Origin of the sequence: Calothrix sp. CCY 0018 (assembly GCF_963920925.1) — a bacterium.
Lineage (GTDB): Bacteria > Cyanobacteriota > Cyanobacteriia > Cyanobacteriales > Nostocaceae > Rivularia.
Map to the genome: position 1 here is coordinate 1 of NZ_CAWUDI010000055.1, position 18,137 is coordinate 18,137.

At 37.5% G+C, this 18,137-nt stretch carries 13 protein-coding genes; 4 read left to right on the forward strand and 9 right to left on the reverse strand.

Features of this window, described 5'->3' with window-relative positions; genetic code table 11:
- Positions 1 to 534: 534 nt before the first annotated feature.
- Together ACM03V_RS29135 and ACM03V_RS29140 are read left to right on the forward strand one after the other, a co-directional pair.
- Positions 535 to 891, forward strand: a complete 357-nt coding sequence (locus tag ACM03V_RS29135; protein WP_414624299.1) for a group I truncated hemoglobin — start codon at positions 535 to 537, stop codon at positions 889 to 891.
- Between the two features lie 336 nt (positions 892 to 1,227).
- Positions 1,228 to 2,088: a bile acid:sodium symporter family protein gene (locus ACM03V_RS29140; protein ID WP_414624300.1), complete on the forward strand. Its 861-nt coding sequence runs from the start codon at positions 1,228 to 1,230 to the stop codon at positions 2,086 to 2,088.
- A gap of 715 nt (positions 2,089 to 2,803) precedes the next feature.
- Here ACM03V_RS29140 and ACM03V_RS29145 read toward each other — a convergent pair.
- Together ACM03V_RS29145 and ACM03V_RS29150 are read right to left on the reverse strand one after the other, a co-directional pair.
- On the reverse strand, positions 2,804 to 4,564 hold the full coding sequence (locus tag ACM03V_RS29145; protein ID WP_414624301.1) for a HEAT repeat domain-containing protein: 1,761 nt from the start codon (positions 4,562 to 4,564) through the stop codon (positions 2,804 to 2,806).
- Between the two features lie 251 nt (positions 4,565 to 4,815).
- The gene (locus tag ACM03V_RS29150) at positions 4,816 to 6,093 is read right to left on the reverse strand and encodes a glycosyltransferase (RefSeq protein WP_414624302.1); all 1,278 of its coding nucleotides are present in this window, start codon (positions 6,091 to 6,093) and stop codon (positions 4,816 to 4,818) included.
- 310 nt (positions 6,094 to 6,403) lie between these two features.
- Here ACM03V_RS29150 and ACM03V_RS29155 point away from each other — a divergent pair, with 310 nt between their 5' ends.
- On the forward strand, positions 6,404 to 7,381 hold the full coding sequence (locus ACM03V_RS29155) for a sulfotransferase family protein (RefSeq protein WP_414624303.1): 978 nt from the start codon (positions 6,404 to 6,406) through the stop codon (positions 7,379 to 7,381).
- Here the strand turns inward: ACM03V_RS29155 and ACM03V_RS29160 are convergent.
- The 4 genes from ACM03V_RS29160 to ACM03V_RS29175 all read right to left on the reverse strand — a co-directional run bounded on the left by ACM03V_RS29160 (position 7,378) and on the right by ACM03V_RS29175 (position 15,762).
- Positions 7,378 to 8,766, reverse strand: coding sequence for a cytochrome P450 (locus ACM03V_RS29160; protein WP_414624340.1), 1,389 nt, complete (start codon positions 8,764 to 8,766; stop codon positions 7,378 to 7,380). The genes ACM03V_RS29155 and ACM03V_RS29160 overlap by 4 nt on opposite strands.
- Positions 8,767 to 8,968: 202 nt before the next feature.
- Complete coding sequence (locus ACM03V_RS29165) at positions 8,969 to 12,373, reverse strand: helicase-related protein (RefSeq protein ID WP_414624304.1); 3,405 nt, start codon at positions 12,371 to 12,373, stop codon at positions 8,969 to 8,971.
- A 152-nt stretch (positions 12,374 to 12,525) separates the two neighbouring features.
- Positions 12,526 to 12,741: a hypothetical protein gene (locus ACM03V_RS29170; RefSeq protein WP_414624305.1), complete on the reverse strand. Its 216-nt coding sequence runs from the start codon at positions 12,739 to 12,741 to the stop codon at positions 12,526 to 12,528.
- Between the two features lie 135 nt (positions 12,742 to 12,876).
- On the reverse strand, positions 12,877 to 15,762 hold the full coding sequence (locus ACM03V_RS29175) for a DUF1156 domain-containing protein (RefSeq protein WP_414624306.1): 2,886 nt from the start codon (positions 15,760 to 15,762) through the stop codon (positions 12,877 to 12,879).
- 401 nt (positions 15,763 to 16,163) lie between these two features.
- Between ACM03V_RS29175 and ACM03V_RS29180 the strand changes: the two genes are divergently transcribed.
- On the forward strand, positions 16,164 to 16,775 hold the full coding sequence (locus tag ACM03V_RS29180; RefSeq protein ID WP_414624307.1) for a Uma2 family endonuclease: 612 nt from the start codon (positions 16,164 to 16,166) through the stop codon (positions 16,773 to 16,775).
- A gap of 6 nt (positions 16,776 to 16,781) precedes the next feature.
- Here the strand turns inward: ACM03V_RS29180 and ACM03V_RS29185 are convergent, their stop codons facing one another.
- The 3 genes from ACM03V_RS29185 to ACM03V_RS29195 form a co-directional block, all read right to left on the reverse strand.
- A complete protein-coding gene (locus ACM03V_RS29185) occupies positions 16,782 to 17,108 on the reverse strand; it encodes a hypothetical protein (protein WP_414624308.1) in 327 nt (108 codons plus the stop codon).
- Positions 17,109 to 17,178: 70 nt separating this feature from the next.
- Complete coding sequence (locus tag ACM03V_RS29190) at positions 17,179 to 17,373, reverse strand: hypothetical protein (RefSeq protein ID WP_414624309.1); 195 nt, start codon at positions 17,371 to 17,373, stop codon at positions 17,179 to 17,181.
- Positions 17,374 to 17,550: 177 nt separating this feature from the next.
- Positions 17,551 to 17,979, reverse strand: a complete 429-nt coding sequence (locus ACM03V_RS29195) for a hypothetical protein (RefSeq protein WP_414624310.1) — start codon at positions 17,977 to 17,979, stop codon at positions 17,551 to 17,553.
- Positions 17,980 to 18,137: the final 158 nt, after the last annotated feature.

Genomic DNA, 18,137 nt, shown 5'->3' on the forward strand with positions numbered 1-18,137 from the left:
ATTGCTAATTTAATCTGCTCTAATTATCCGTGCTGAGAATGTTGGGTTACGGCAGGATTCACTCCGTGCGTAAGTTATTCAATATTATTTGTCTGCCTAACCCAACCTACAAAAAGTTAAACTTCAAACTAATTTAAATATGTAAAATTACCTGTTTGTAGAAGCCCCTTCAACGCTACATCCGTATACTGGTAATATGAAAACGCTCCGTTACTGTCGTCAACATCGTGCTAATGCGATAGGGTAATTAGGTCAAGATAAAAAATCAAGAATTTTGCAAAGAAAAGTCCTTGGTAATTATCTAGAAATGCGATACTGCGAAACTGAAAAATTATGCAGGCATCGAAAAATTAAACCTAGTCAAAACTACTAATCTTAAACTTAGCGATTGGAAACTCCATATCCCAATGGCAACTGAAGGTAGTGATTCATTGAATCAAAACTTTAGTCATGGAGTGAAAATTTTAATCTTACTAAGTAGAGATTTAGTTTAGTACTTCAACACTGTACACATTCGCTTCAAAGGAACAGAACATGAGTACACTATACGAAAAAATCGGCGGACAACCAACTATTGAAAAAGTTGTCGATGATTTTCACAATCGCATTTTAGCAGACAGTAGCCTCAGTGGCTTTTTCGCTAATACAGATATGAAACAGCAGCGCGATCGCCAAGTTAATTTCTTTGCTCTTATTCTGGGTGGCCCCAAAGACTACAAAGGGCGCAGCATGGATCAAACACACACCGGAATGGGTTTAGAGCAGCCACATTTTGATGCAATTACCAAGCATTTAAGCAATTCCATGACTAGCTCTGGAGTATCTGCCGATGACACAAAAGCAGCAATGGAAGCAGTTGAAAAATTAAAAGGTTCTATCTTGCATAAGTAAGTAGTGTCTAGCCCAAGATCGATATTTTACTTTATTTTACTTTTAGGAAAGGGTTGCTCACGGCATCCCTTTTTTTTTGTTTTTATCGGTTGGGTTAGACAAAAAAATAAGTCCTGTTTCTGTATTTGTTCTCAATATTATTTGTCTGCTTAACCCAACCTACAACTGCATAAGTCCCGAAAAGCTTCACCTATATAGTAGATAGGTAATTGGCTTTAATCCGCATATTTTTAATCATCCAAGCCACAATAACCGCTTTTACCGTTGGAGAGCGAATAATATTTAATCCAAAATCAGTCAAATTCTAAAATCTAAAATCTAAATTCAATTACAATTATGCAATCAAGTTTTCTAACTACTGTTTTCCTACCCCTGGCTTTATTTATCATCATGCTAGGAATGGGATTGGGATTAACGTTAAATGATTTTAAACGAGTCTTTGTACAACCCAAAGCTGTAATCCTGGGTTTGATAGCTCAATTAATCGTTTTACCTTTAATAGGTTTTCTTTTAGCAATGATTTTTCCGCTTTCACCAGAGTTAGCTGTAGGAGTAATGATTCTCGCAGCTTGCCCTGGTGGCCCCACTTCTAATATGGTGACTTATTTAGTACGGGGAAATGTGGCTCTCTCAATTACTCTTACCGCAATTAGCAGTTTTATTACCGTATTTACTATTCCCATCGTGGTAAACCTGGCAATGCAAAATTTTATGGGAGAAGGAATTGCTTTACAATTACCTTTTCTCAAAACCGTAATTCAAATTGCTGTAATAACTTTTATTCCAGTAACCATAGGAATGTTATTACACCGATATACTCCCCAAGTTGCAGCGAAAGTAGAAAAATCAGTTAAATGGCTTTCCCTATTCTTCCTGGGATTAATTATCGCGGGTTTGCTTTTAAAAGAACGAGATAACGTACTCAGCTTTTTCTTTCAAGTTGGTGGAGTTACCTTAACCTTGAATTTATTAACAATGGCTTTGGGTTATGCGATCGCAACTCTTGGTAAACTCGATGAAAGCAGCGCCAAAGCAATTACCGTCGAAGTCGGAATTCAAAACGGTACTTTAGCAATTGCAGTTGCTACTACTCTGTTAAATTCCCCAAATATGGCAATTCCAGCAGCAATTTACAGTTTGCTGATGTTTGTTACCAGCGGAGCCTTTATCGGAATAGTTAGAAATCGAAAAGCATAGATTTATTTCTAATCTAATAATCTCCCCTTTGGATCGATAACTTCTGCCAGCGAAAAAATATTCCCAGTCAGTTTTTGCATGGTTTATTTATAAAGTTCCATTAGATGATATGATATTCTACAGACGGATAAAAACTGTTTAATAGCCGTCGGCTACATAAAAAATGAGTTTTGATATAGCTTAGGATTTTGAATAATTCGGTAAGCAAACATCTAAGCTGGCAACTTATAACATGATGCAACAATTTGTATACCAAAGATGTTTTGATTAAGTCAGGGAATTATTTAAACTCAATTTTGTAATTCAAATTGTGCCGATCTATTTTAACAGTAGGAATTCAATATTAAATTTAAAAATGCTTAGCTCAAATGTTTGCTGCTCAAACTTAAAATAATTCTAGGGGCTTTGAGAAGCTAACTATTTATGACGCGGTTACGAAACCATAAATTTTGGTTTCTATAGAATATTTTATCATGCAATTGAATCCTATATTAGTGATTTTAGCCGAACTTTTTAGAATTTATTCTTTAGCAAATCGAATTATAAAATCAAATTGTAAAATTGATCGTAACTGTTATATAGAAGAAGCGCTGAAGCGCAACTACGAACAAATACCAGAAATATTACTGAGATTATAGCGAATTTATCGTATCTTACTTTATATAAATAATCGCAGACATTGTATTACAACATCTGCGATATCTCTCTATTAATATTATTTACCAGCAACTGGCTGATAATACCCAAGCTCTGTTTGAATGTTCCTCAACGTATCTAAAGCGTCCGAATAATAACTACCATTATCAGCCTGAAGAAATTTCTTATTCTGCAAAAGCTGATTTAATTCAACCATCGCCTTTTGGGGATTTATTCCACTTAAAGCTTGTAATGCTCCACGGCGTATATCCAAATCATTGTTTTTCAAAAGTTTCGTTAATACAGGAATTGCTTTTTCCGATCGAATTTGACCTAAAGCTTTTGCGGCAATATAAACAACAGTTTCACATTCGTCTTTGAGCAGCGATATTAATTCGGGTACGGCTGCTTCTGCTTGTAAATTTCCCAAGGCTTCCGCAGCTTTATAACGTACATCAGCATATTCATCTTTGAGCAGCGATATTAATTGGGGAATAGCTGCTTGTGAATTTACTGTTCCTAAAATTTCTGCTACTTCCTCACGCATCAAATCATTATCGTATTCGAGCAAAGATATTAATACCGGGATAGCTTTTTCTGGTTGGGTTTCTAACAGAGAAATTGCTGCATTTTTACGCACCCACTGATTATCATCTTCTAAAAGGGATATTAACGTAGAAATAGCAGTTTCAGATTCAAAATTGCCTAAAGCTTCTGCAACATTTTCGCGTACATCTGAATTTTGATGTTCTAAAAGTTTAATTAATTTAGTTAAATTCTTCTCAACTGGCAATTTTCCTAAAAGTTTGACGGCTCCAGCACATACCTGACTATTCTTAGACTTAATCAGTTTAATTAATTCTGGAATTATCTCTTCGGTTTGAATTTCTTCAAGAATCCTTATAGCATTATGCTGTATATAATCATCTTTATGCTTAAGAAGTTGAAGATATTTGGGAATAGCTGCTTTACTGTTAACTTCTTTTAAAGCGTATATGACAGTTAAATATATATCGCTATCTTCATATAAGCTAAGTTCAACTAATTTAGCAATAGCTGCTGGTGAATTAATTTGAGCTAAAGCGATCGCAGCCTTTTCTTGTAAATCCCCGTATTCTCCTTCTCCTTCGTCCATAATCTCAATTAATTTGGGAACTGCTGGTGAGTATCGCATTTCTCCCAATAAAATTACCGCAGTAGTGCGTGCAGAAAAACTTTCATGTTCTAAAAGCTCAATTAATCTGGGAATCATTTTCTCAGATTTATTTTGTTGCAAGGTAGGTTGACTCATAGAATGTAAAATAAAATCTTCTGATTCGATCAATTCCATGATTTTGAAAATTATTTCTTCAGAATTAATCTTTCCCAAAGCAGCTACAGTTTTAACAACTAAGTTATTATCAACTGAATCTAAAAGGGATATTAATTTATTTTTTGCGAGTTCTGAATCAATTTCTCCTAACCTACGTATGACTTGAGAACGCACCTTACTATCTTTATGTTCTATAAATTTTATCAATCTGGAAATTGCTGCTGACGATTCTGTTTGATTTAAAAGTCTTATTCTTAATAATGGTGGAAGTTCTAAATTATCAATTAAACTAACAGTTTGTTCCTGCCACTCTTGATTAACTTTTCCTGCTAATAAAGCACCTAATTTCAAATCTATATCAAAAGCCAATTTCACCACACGTAAAGCCAAATCTTTATCGTCCACAAATCCCATTGCTACTGCCATAGGTTGAGTGAACATAACGTCATTCAAATAATCCCATTTCAATTCATCGTCGCTTAACTTGGGTAATTTCTGTAATAATCTTTGTACGGTATAGTCTGGCATAATAAAAATAAAAATGCTCGTTGGTTAAATCTTATTTTCTCAAATTAATTACCCTTTTACTAATAGAAATTTTAGATTTTTCTACTTACTCATCTTACTGTTCCGATGACGGTTGACTTAGTTATGAATTAATTCTATCCCATATAAATACACGACATAAAACTGATTATTAGGGTTCTATCTGAGGATTAAAATCCTCAGATAGAAAAGTTAAAACTCTTACTACGAACTAGGAGGATTGTCAATCAATTTTAGGCGCGAGCTAAAACTGGCTTGCCTGTAGATACTGCTTGTTCGATGATATCGGCAGCTTTAGTTGTTCCACCCGATCGCTTAATAGCTTCTTGCAATTTTAAAGCATTTGTTTTGTAAGATTCTTCGGTTAATACTCGTTTAACAGCCTTATGCAACTTTTCTGCGCTGATTTCTTTGAGAGATACAACTTCTCCGGTTCCCGTCCAAGCAATGCGTGCCCCAACCCCTGGCTGGTCGTTAGTAACTGGGATTGCAACCATTGGTACACCATTAGTCAATGATTCTAAAGTAGTATTTAATCCAGCATGAGTTATGGTCAGAGCGGCTTTTTGAAGCAGTTCTAATTGAGGCGCATATCCTACTACTAAAGGATTTCCTAGTAAATTTGGTAACGATTCTGGAGTAGTAGAACCACCTAGAGAAATTACTAATTGAGCGTCTAATTGTTCGCAAGCTGCGGCAATTTGCTCAAATACTCCCACAAGACGATTTTGCAGGGTTCCCATCGAAGCGTAAATCAGCGGTTGTCCGGTTAATTTCTCCCAGGGGAAAGCAACGGGTTCCCGACTAGCTGTGGTATGAAAAGGTCCGGTAAAGTGAAAATATTTAGGCAAATTTTGTCTGGGGAATTCAAATTCAGCAGGTTGTTGACTAATTTGAAGTAGTGGAGAGTAGCGATCGTTAGGGTGGAAATGCTCGGGTAAATTCCACTTTTTCCGATACAAGTCGATCGCACCTCTAATTGGTTTAGAAACGACATTTACAATCTGATAACCCAGTTTATTGCGTAAAAGCCCGCGCCATGTAGGGTTATACTGCCAGGGGGTATTAAAAGGAGGAAGGTTTTCGTCTCGATTTAGGATTAAAGCACTGCATACGGTAATGAAAGGAATATTGAGGTATTCTGCAACAGTTCCTCCCTCTGGTGTTACCTGATCTACTAATAGAGCTTCGATTTGATTATCTTTAATAGCTTGAGGAAGATATTCAAGGTTACGAATTGCTCCATTCGTAAGTAGTTTGACAGTATATCGCAATGCAGCCAACCCACTTAAATCCCCCAATTTTGCGAAAGCTGCTGCTGTTGAACCGATGGGAGATTCATCTAAAGCAATGGCAAGAAAATCTAATCCTGCTGCAATTGCTTTCTCTTTAGCATCCAATACTCCGACGACAGTAACGCGATGACCGCGTTTTTTTAGTTCATATCCTAATGGTAGTAAAGTATTGAAATGACCGGATGAAGTAGGACAAATGATACCGAAATGAGTCATAAGAATTTATTCTCCACAAAAAATGATTGAGAATTTTTATTAAGCTTAATTTACTGTTTTACAACTTACTTAAATATTAAAAGCTGCTTATCTTAATATTCTCCATTAAATGCCAGTTTATCTAAATTTTTTCTTTCCTATTTATCTTATGGGTAAAACTTTCATAGAATTATGCAGTTTCTCCCAATTTTTTTTCACGGAGACGAAAAGTACAAGTTTACTATTAAAAAAACATTGAAATAATAATTAACCGAACTTTAGCTTTTTGAAATAGTCTTTCATGGTAGGTTTTTTGTAGGAGAGAATAATTATGCAATCAATAAATAATAATCTCGTTGCCGATACACCTTACCTAGATTTGCTGCCGGAAGTAAACTTCAATCCCATTTTTATTATGGGAGAGCATCGTTCGGGTACGACTTTGTTATACAAGACATTGACTGCAACGGGGTGCTTTAACTTTCTCAAGGCTTATCACATTATCAAATATGATCAGATTTTATCTAATCATATTAATCACACTGAAGATAAGGCTCTAGAAGAATTAGAGGAACTTTTTCAACGAGAAGGAATTAGCGATCGCGCTATTGATAAAGTCATGGCGACTCCAGATTTACCTGAAGAATACGGGTTTATTCTCAAAAATATTGTTGGAGATGAGTTACGCATTACACCTAAGAATCTGCCTATTTTTCAACAGTTATGTCGCAAAATTCAATTGGCATCAGATCCAGATAAACCTATGCTGCTTAAAAATCCTTGGGATTTGCCCCAATTTATGTATGTCAAGAGCGTAATTCCCAAGGCTAAGTTCATCTTTATTCATCGCCATCCAATTCATGTAATTAATTCTAAATTGAATGCTGCACGTATTTTGTTTGATTCATGGAACCCCTATACTGCTCTAATTGCTCAGATGTATGCCCAGATATTCAACAATCCCGTTAAACGCTTTTTATACCAACTAATGTATTCAAAGTACTTCAACTTGGGATTGCGTCGAGTCACCAAAAAGTCAGTTGAATCATCTAGTTACTTTTTAGAGAATGTTAAGTCATTACCCCAGGAAGATTACTTCTGTATTAGGTATGAAGACTTATGTAAAGCTCCAGAAGCCACTATTTTAAACATTCTGGAGTTTCTAAAATTGCAGCCCAGAGTAGATTTAGATTATCAAAGCTTAATCAAACCGCGCCCTCCAAAATTATTGCCAGAAGTGCAAACTAATTATCAACAAATCTGCCAACAGCTACAGCCATACTTAAGCGATCGCGGTTATGATATCTAACTAACAGCACCTTGGAGAACTTGCTGCTGTTGAGTCCGTTTACCTTTAACTACCATTCGCACTCCATCTTTTGGTGACATCAGAATACCTTTCCGTACTGGCTTGACGGGCTTGCTATCGGCTAATTCTAACTGCCAACGGGATAGTATAGTTGCCAGAACCAGTTTCATTTCAAACAAGGCAAAAGCATAACCCAAACAGCGACGATTACCACCACCGAAGGGTAAATACTCATTGGGAGAAAATTGACGTTCCAGAAAACGCTCTGGCTTAAACTGCTTTGGTTCGGGATACAAATCTTCTCGATGATGAGTCAGATAAATACAGGCAGATACTATTGTACCAGGCTCTAACTGATATCCCATAATTTCTAGCGGTGATTTAACGATGCGTGGAAGACCAAAATTTACTACTGGGTAAATCCGCAGTGCTTCTTGGCAAACGGCATTCAAATAAGGTAATTTCATCATGTCGTTTGCTTCTGGATTATCGCCCAAGTTATCCAATTCTTGCCTCAGCTTCTCTAACACCAGGGGCTGCTGATGAATCCAGTAAAATGCCCAGGATAACGATGTAGCGGTGGTTTCATGACCTGCAACCAAAAGGGTCATTAATTCATCTCGTAACTCTACTTCCGTCATCGGTTCGTCATTTTCATCGCGAGCAGCCATCATCAAAGAGAGGATATCGGTACGAGATGAATCTAATTTTGACCAACGTTCCCTAATTTCAGCGAAAATAAGTTCGTCCATTTTCTGTCTCAAACGCAGAAAGCTTCCCCAAGGACTCCAATCACCCAAATCCTTTTGCAAGGCTGGAAACAGAAGCATCAAAGTTTGCACTATAGGTTTTTTGGGATTCATCCAAGCCATGAGCAATTCCTTAAGTTGCTCGTAACGCAAACCGGATTCTAAACCAAAAACAGCTTTTAAAATTACCTCAAAGGAAATGGCTTGCATAGAAGAACGTATCGATAAAGTTTCGCCAATTTTCCATTGACTAGTTACTTGCTCGGTGAGATTATGCATCAATTCCCCATAAGCTCGCATTCGTTCCCCGTGGAAAGGTGGCATCAATAATTTTCGTTCCCGCTTGTGTCGAGATCCACTCAGAGCAAGTATTGAATGTTGCCCCAACAACGGCAGCTTTACTCCAGCTTCCCCACCAGAATCTAATTTTTCTAAATTGGCAGTAAAAATTTGCTCAATACCTTCAGGATTACTAACTACAACTTGAGGAGTATTGCTAGGACCAACAGAAATCATAAATATATCGCCATATATTCGTGCTTGTTTCTCTAAAGTCTCTAAGGGTTTAATAATTGACTGGAATTTTCCTAGCAAAAATCGATTCTGGGGACCTGGAGGCAGTTTTGATGTAGACATAGTAGACATAAATATTATCGCTCACAGATACGATTAATTAAACTCAATATAAACTAAATATTCAAATTTATTTCCTACCGAATTTTGATTTTTAAACCGAATTAATCCTGCATTGCCTGTAAAAGAGGTTGATAACAATAGCTAAAAGGCACATTACAAAATTTAATAGGTCATGCTAGAGGAAACTGTCGATTATTTTGATTCAAGCAGAATGTTTCAAGACAACTAATTGTAATAATTCTTCAAACAAAGAATCACCAAAACTCATTAATCTCAACGATGGTTTTTCGTCAAATATTTGGGGATAAAAGGTAATATTATATGTATTGTCTTGATATATTAACTGCCAATTTTCCTGGTTGGGGATAAAGATCGCGTTGCAGTTTTTGAGAGTTATTGAAGTAGTAAATAGCTGCTCTATAGCTTGTGGTGTAAAAGGTGTAGTCGCAATCGGTTTTTGAATTTCTGCTAAGTCTGCATCCATATCCATAACCGTCATCTCTTCGATCGCAAGTCTTGAAGCGGGGGTATCTATTACCGAATCGAATTCCGACATTAAAACGTCTTCTTCTTGTGGATCTGCACTCATGACTGCTTGTTCGATAAATGTCGGAACTTGCGCTAAAATTGGTTGCAGATTTCCGACTACTGTAGCAAATGCATTAATGCGATCGCGCAATTTTCGGTAAACTTTGGCTTCAACGGTGCCGTCGTAATAAAAGTTGTGAATCCTGACGGTAGAATATCTTTGTCCGATACGGTCTATTCTACCAATACGTTGTTCGACTCGCATGGGATTCCACGGCATATCGTAGTTAATTAATACTCCACAATTTTGTAAGTTCAATCCTTCTGAAGCGGATTCGGTACAGAGGAGAATTTTGATTTGATTGTCACGAAAACGTCTTTTGATTTCTTCTTTGGGAACAATGCACCATTTACCTTCAAAATAGAATTCACCACCTCTACCGGAATAGCAAGCAATTTGATTGCCATATAATTCCTGCAAAGTTGCTCGTAGATAATCCATTGTATCGGTGTATTGAGTAAAGGCGATCGCGCTTTCTCTTTCTAAAAGTTCTTGACGAAGTATTTTGATAAATTGGGAAAGCTTGGTATCTTCTCCGGTATTGTCAAACTGTTGTAATAAATCTTCAAGATATGCGATTTCTTGGGGGTCAACTTCTTCTTTGATATTATCTAAATAGGATTCCATACCAATAATTACAGCATCGGAAGCATCGTCTAAATCTGTTAAATCATCGTTACTGAAAATGCTTCCCTGCTGGGTTAACAAGAAATCTAAACGGCGTTGCAGAGATGATTTAATCGCGTAAAATGAACTGGTTAAGCGTTTGCGGTATAAAGTCATCAAGAAACCCAAGCAGGAGCGTTCGTCTTTTTGCGCTAATCTGTAAAAATGTCTAACGTAATTGCTGACTGCTTGGTATAGTGGGATTTCTGTTTTTGATTCTAAAGCAATAGCGTTATCATATACAACTCTTGTAGGAATATCTTTTTCTAAAAGTCCCCTTTTGTAATATTGTCTTAAAGTATCGCGGGTATGACGAAACATTAAATCTTTGAGCGGAGTATTTGCGGTGAGATACTGACAAGAAGCGGTGATAAAGTCTTTATCTAGTAATAATTTTTTATGGTTGACGATTTTTTTACCCTGTTGCCAGGTATCTTGGATTTTATAAGCGAGATTGCGGTCTTTTTTTCGTAAGAATTGTTCTAATCTAGAGCAAGCTTCTCCACCGCGTTGAAAATAATCGCTGCACATTAATTGCCAAAAATCAAGAGTTTCGCGTTTGGGATTTTTTTGTAGCGATTCAAAGTAATCACAAAAATTATCGCCATAACTCCAATGTCCTTGCAATCCCAACAGGTATAATAAATCGAAGATTTCAATTGCATCAATTTGCATGGGAGTTGCAGAGAGCAGAATTAAAGATTTAGTTTTCTCCTTCAACTGCTGCATTAACTGTAACAAGCAATTTGGGGTTTCTTTGCGGTTTTGGGGACTTTTGCGACGAGCGTGGTGTGCTTCATCTAAGATTACCAAATCCCAAGGTTGAGCTTCTAAGAGTTCGAGCATTCTTTCTTTTCTTCTTACTAGGTGGGAAGAAGAAAGGATTAAATCGTGAGAATTCCAAGGGTTTAACCTCTCCCCTAACCCCTCTCCTACGAGGAGAGGGGAATAATTTTTCTCCCCATCCTCTGTCTTCTCCCCCTTCCCTTGTAATAACCTCTCCCCTAGCCCCTCTCCTACGAGGAGAGGGGAATAATTTTTCTCCCCATCTTCTTTCTTCTCCCCATCTTCTTTCTTCTCCCCATCCTCTTTCTTCTCCCCATCCTCTTTCTTCTCCCCCTTCCCTCGTAGGGAAGGGGGCTGGGGGGTTAGGTTTTTAGGGGTTAGGTTTGTAAATTCATTTTGAGCATAACTCCAGAAATGCAGATTAAATTTTTCTCGTAACTCTTCGAGCCATTGCGGTTGCACGCTAGCGGGTGCGAGAATAAGTACGCGCTTGACTTTTTTAGCTAATATTAAATATCGTAAAATTAAACCTGTTTCAATCGTCTTTCCTAAACCAACTTCGTCAGCAATTAGGAAACTTTGAGGAAATGTTTCTGCAACCCGACGCAGAATTTTAATTTGATGTACCCAAGGTTTTATCGGAATTGATTTTAAACAAAAATCCAAGCAGCCTGGATGGTTATGAATATTCGCTAATTGATGAAACTGCTCTAATTCCTCTTGACTTACTTTTAATGCCTCCTTACTTCTTTCCTCAGCGCTCTCCGCGTCTCTGCGGTTTATTAATCCATAATCTTCTACAGAATCAATAATCCGAGTATCAAATTCAATTTTCGGTTCCCATATTGGTTTAACATCGGGAGTATATTGCAACAGCTTTCTTTGTACAGCTTCCGGAACATCAAATACTCGGACATTCGGTGAAATATCGTACCAAAGTTGTTCAAATCTAGAAATTTCTTCTTCTACCCTATCTAACTCTCTTCCACCTTCCCAAGAGCAATAAACGTGGAAGGATTCGACATTTTTTGCCCAACCGCTAATAGATTCGTTATTTGAACCGCTAAAAGCTAAATTATCGCCATTAATATCTGTAAAGATACCAACTTTTTCATGAAAAATGTGTTGTGGATCTAATTGTTGTTCGCTGGATTCGGGAATACCATTTTCTTTGAGGGGAATAGCAATTTTGATATCAAGATAATTATTTGCCACCAACCAACTGAGAATTTCAAAATGTTTAAGTTGAGCAAAGTTTTCTGGTGGTTTTAATTCTGCATCTAAACGACTTAATAAAGCATCTCTTAACTTAAAACCTTGTTGAATTGCGGATAAATCTTGCTGGCTAAATTGACAACCCATAATTAAGCGGATTTGTCCTTGATGGTGTAGCATTGCTCCCAATCCACGGGCAACTTTACTCAAAATTGCACTGCCGAAAAAGCCGGATTTACGGTTATATTTAATCGCGCATTCTAAAGCTGGAATATAAAAGTCAGCGATGGTGTTATCGGTGTTGCTAGAGTAGCTTATTTTCCAGGGATAATCGCGTAGTAATTTGGACATATTATACAGACGCTACGGTAGAAGAACCTAACCCCCAACCCCTTCCCTACGAGGGAAGGGGGTTAAGATTCAAAGCCTCTCTCCTTGTAGGAGAGAGGTTTGGAGAGAGGTCATATCTAAGATAGCGTATTATATTTATGTAACCGTATTTACTAACATTTTTCTAAACTATCAGCCCATTCACGTACAATATTATGTGCTACTCCGGAACCTTTACGACGATAATCTTCTAGGGCTAATTTACTTTGTTGAATCATTTCGGCTTCGGTAAGAGGTTGAAAATTCAATGCTGAGTCTATCTCACCGTATTCAAATGGTAATGGTTTAAGATGCTCTAATATTTGCTGTTTAATATCGTTTGTTGTCATAATTTTTAACTTTTGTAGTTGTTTTTTGTTAATACAAATTAAGAATATATTTTAACGCAGAGGAGCGCAAAGGTTAACGCAAAGTAACGCTGAGTTTTTATTACAATATGTTTTTTATTGAAATGCTCCCACTGTTCACTGTAAATCCAATTCCAACTGCCCCCCTTGATTAAATTCTAATTCTTGCTGTTTATAAGATACTTTAGCTTTAATTTCATCCATTGATAACCACAATTCTTGTAACACTTTCTCTTCGGGAATGCGTTTTTTTTCGTCGCGAATTTGCGGGATAACTTTCAGAGCAACTTCAAATGTCCGCATGAATAAATCGTTGCTAATTAAACCCGTATTTTTCATAAATCTTCTAATGGCTTCAATGTTTTCTTCTTCTTGGTAAAGGGCAATTATGGCATGAAGTCCATCTAATAGATACTGAGCGGAAAAGTCGTTTTCATTTACCGAGAAGGCGCGTTTTTTGAGTCTTTGTTGTGGTGTAAGTAATTTACAGCTACCACCTTTTGATTCAATGATTTTATGCTTTTTCGCTAAGTCGGAAACGTCAAAACCACCCACAGCTAAAGCCAGTTGTCTGGCTTCGTCAAAGGGAAATTCGCGGGCTTCAAAGGTGTCCCATGCTAATATATACCATTGAGTTAAAGCATCGATGCCGTTGAAGTCTTTACCTTGTAATAAGTTTTGCAATCGGTATTCTACTATGGCTTGACGCACTTCTTCAAATGCTGCTTTGGGTTCAACTTGATTTCCGGCGCTGTCGAGAATAGAGGTATATTTGGTAAATACGCTCAAAGCTGCACCGAAAGCGGTTAAGCATAAATCGATACCGGGGGGTTTGATTCGTTGACGCGAATCTGCTACTTTGTCAGCATCGGGACGAGAATCTGCTGCAAGGGATTTTTCGATTTCTGGGGCTTTTTCAAAGACGATATTTCTGATATCAGTGCGAATGTCATCCCACCAAGCTTGCTCGGCTTCGGGGTTGCGTTTGCGACATACTAAAAGTACGGTGCTGGATACGGCGTTTTTTTGAGCTTGGTGCAAATTTTGCGGATTTTCGGTACTCACAGCCCAAGATGCGGTAATCTCGAAACCTGCATCTATGAGTGATTTGGCTAAAACATCCCACGCGCCGGAATCTTTGTGGTTAAATTGTACCGTCATAACTCCATCGTCGCGCAATACCCGGTGGTATTCTGAGAATGCCATTGCCATTTTAGCTTCGTAATCTTGGTTGGCTAATTCTTCGGGGGATATTCCCATATTGCGGAAGCGGGAAGGATTGGCGACGGCTTCGCGGTCTTTGTCGGTGAGTTCGAGGTAGAATAATTCCGGGAAGATATCGCCGAGGGTGCGTTTTAGCCAGACGTAGAAAAAGTCTGATAAATCAGCATAAGGAATTGTAGCGTAGTAGGGTGGATCAGTAATAACTGCGTCTACTGAGTTGTTGGGGATGTGAATTAAGTTATCGGCTGATTCGGAGTTGATTTGAATTGATTTTTCATTATGTTGTTCGATTCCTGGGATTCCTGTTGAACCGGGTTTAGTTCCGAATAATGAACAAAGTTTTGTGTAATCTGATGTCAAAGCATCTACACACCAACTCCACAATCGGTTAATACTCACTTCAGGATAATTCCATATTAAATTTAAAGCGTGTTGTCCACTTGCAAGTTGAATTTGTGAGGTTGTACCACTCCAATGAGCTAATCTTGAATTAGCATCAACACACCTATCCAAAACTAAAGCTAAATAAGTTGAAATCGCTTGTGCTTTCTCCCATTCATACTCAGCTTGAATTAATGCTTTTGCTTCGTTGATAATTTCTAAATAAGTTATAAGAGTTAAAAGCTGACGAGGATTAAAGCATTGCATCCATTCTGTAATTCCATAATTACGAATCATTGAATATTGAGGATTAGTCGGTGTAGGTTCATGACTAATAAGATTATTTGCTTCCCATTGACTAAGTTTTTCAAAAAATGTTGATTCAGCTAGATAAACACCTTTTAAATCACATTCTCTAGGAGTAATAAATTCTAAACTACCTTTTCCTTCTTTATAAGCTACTGCATAAAGCTGATGACCTAATTTACTTTCCTGACTTGGTGAAGAAATATATTCATTATCAATCACATTCCCACAATTAGGACACCTACCAACACCTCGACTAATAGTAGTTGTAGTATCCGGATCGTATTCCCCATCATCAGTTTGAATCGTCGTTCCCTTCCCCTTTTTTCCCTTAACCAATTCAAAATCAACCCGCTTATTTTCAGGATTAGGAATTGGCTTTACCGCATACCAATCACTTGTAACTTTCCTCGCTTGTCCTTTCCCTGCATAATTACTCGTCTTACTCAACCACCAATTCGGACTTAAAGGCACAACCGACTGACAACTCGGACAAACAACGGTATGCGCCCATAAATAATTTTGCACCTTTTCCCCTGGGTTACAAGGGAAAAACTCAGCTAACCTTTTTTCGGCTTCATCCCCTACCCACTTCACCCATTTATCGATATCCTGCTGCAAATCGGGACCAAATTTCAACGGATATTCCATCGCTGCTTTCATCGTCACCACAGCAACGGGATTCAAATCGGAAGCAAGCACATTTAACCCATATCTCGCGGCTTCAAAGGGTATACTTCCACCACCCGCAAACGCATCTAATACAGTCGGCGTGCGAGTTCCCCAAGTTTGCTGGCAATAATCCTGTACCTTCTTAATTCTTGTCGAACTTGGTGGAGTTTTGTAAAGCTTGACTTCCTTTCCCGGTACCAACCCCAATAAATGCTCAAATTCCGGCATCGTCACATCTGCGGGTAACAAAGAAGCCAAAACCGAAGCGCGACTAAAAGACAAAGGCTTGCGAGAATACCATCTATGCAAACCCTTAAACGGATTTCCCCCATGCTCGTAATATACCTGCTGGTTGAGCAATTGTACGGGCATTTTTGATTCAATGAACAGTTGGGGACGTTTGGGGGTTGGGTTGGACATCGGCGCGGGAGATTGGTAAATAATGGTCAATGTATATTGTAGTGCCTACCACGCAAACCGAAACTCATAAAAATATGCAGTCTTTTATAACTGACTTCTTGCACCATTGTCGTTAATCCCGAATTCCCGCCTTGAAATCAATTTCAAGGCTAATATACAAAGTACGTTAAAACGCACTATAATCACCTCAAAAGCTTAACCAGTCTGATTTATCAGACTTCGTATATGAGCCTGGGAATTTATTCCAAGGCGGTTTATGAGCCGAAGTTCGTAACACACCAAAATGTCTCAAAATGGTGCGTTACGTTGTCGCTAACACATCCTACAATATTCAAATATCATATTAAAGTTAAAGAAGACAATCCAAAACAAACGCATCCGTTGTTAAAATCCAAAATCGAATGGCTCAATTATTAACCAAATTAATTACAGTTGAAGAATTTCTTACGACTAAACCAGAAAAGGGACGCTATGAATTGCATAATGGGGCAGTAGTTGAAATGGCACAACCAATAGGGGAACATGAAGAGGTGACTGGCTTTTTAACTATTGAAGCTTCTGCTGAAATCAAACGCTTGCAATTATCGTATTCTATACCGAAAACAGCATTAGTACAATCAGCTAGTAGCGAATCTGCATACTCCCCGGACTTATTAGTACTTAATAAACCGGCTTTAAAATCTGAAGAATTATGGAAAAAATATTCTACCGTACAGTTAGGTGCTTCAATACCTTTAATAATTGAAATTGTTTCGACAAACTGGCGCGATGATTATTATAGAAAGCTAGGTGAATATGAGGAGATTGGTATACCTGAATATTGGGTAGTTGATTATTTAGGGTTAGGTGGAACCAAATTTATCGGTAAACCAAAACAACCGACTTTATCTATTTATAATTTGGTTGATAATGAATATCAGGTTTCTCTATTCCGAGGAAATGACCGGATTATTTCTTCTACTTTTCCCGAACTAAATCTTACGGCACAACAAATTTTTGATGCTGGGAATTAATAGGTATCAATCAACAATCGGATTTTCCCTACCAATTCCTAATTCCCGAAGTTTACTTTTGACATCTTGCCAATCACTACCGCAATAGTAATATTTTTTATCCAAAATATCGGCGATATAATAACCTTGTTTACCACCGTTGATGCGGAAAAGTTCAATAGCGACTTTTTTCATTGAAGTATTAAATGCTGAAAATAAATCATCATTTGAAAGTAAAGGAGAGTTAAATAAATTTATAAAGGGTTTTCCATGCTTAAAAGCCCAACCATTACCGCGACGTTCGATAATTCGGTAATAAACAGGACGGATAATTGTTGTGTTTAAGTTTGACATAGTTAATATAAGATATAAGAAAGATTAAGGAAGATAGCCCCCAGGTGCTAGTTAGGGGCTATCATTCTATTTAGTTGTTGCCATTATCGGACTCTTGATGTGGTTCCGAAGCCACATCTTCCAAGTCTTCTTTGACAACTTCCGTGTCTACGAGATATGTGTCACCAGATACCTTATCCTCTTTCTCCCAAATGCCTTGAAAAAGACGGATAAAGATTTTAACTGGATTCCAAAAACCTCGATGACCATTACCGTTTTTGCTCAATACAACACCTCCTAAATATTCGGTAATTGGGGACTAATTATGTCCCCATATTTATTTTCAATTATTTTTAGACCAGTTTTTATTAATAATTTCAAAGATTTATAAAGCAAAAAATTAAAATATTTTCACCATTCCCAACTACCAATTACCAATTACCAATTACCCATAAATATAATATCAATCCCCCAACAATACCCGAATCGCTTTTAAAGCGGTGCGTTTTTTCCCATTACTAACTTTAGCAAACCAGTAATGGGATTCTTCGTTACTCATTTCAGTAATTCCGCTGGCAATATTCGCAATTCTCTCCGGTTTAGAAAGCGGTTGTAATGTTTGAATCAATAAAGCTAAATTTATTCCGGTTTCTTCACTGACAATATAAGGTGTTTTACGACTGTTATTTAAGGTTTTGGGGTCGTAATTATTCGCTTTTAAACAATCATATACTGCTTGTTTTGCCATAATTAAAGCATTACCTTTTAAACGTCCAATTCGTTTAGCAGAAGGACGCTTTTTTTCACCAGCTTTTCTATAAGCACACTGATATAATTCCAGGGCAAAGTTATTGTTATCGATGGGAACTACACGTAGTTGGAATTCTTGCATTTTTTGTTAATTGTCATACTTGTTTTTATATAAAGCTGCATATAACTTCCCGCATCTCAGAAACCTATCCCCTAACCCCTTCCCTACTAGGGAAGGGGAACAGGAAAATATTCTTATTACCCCCCATTCCCTCATAGGGAAGGGGGCTGGGGGGTTAG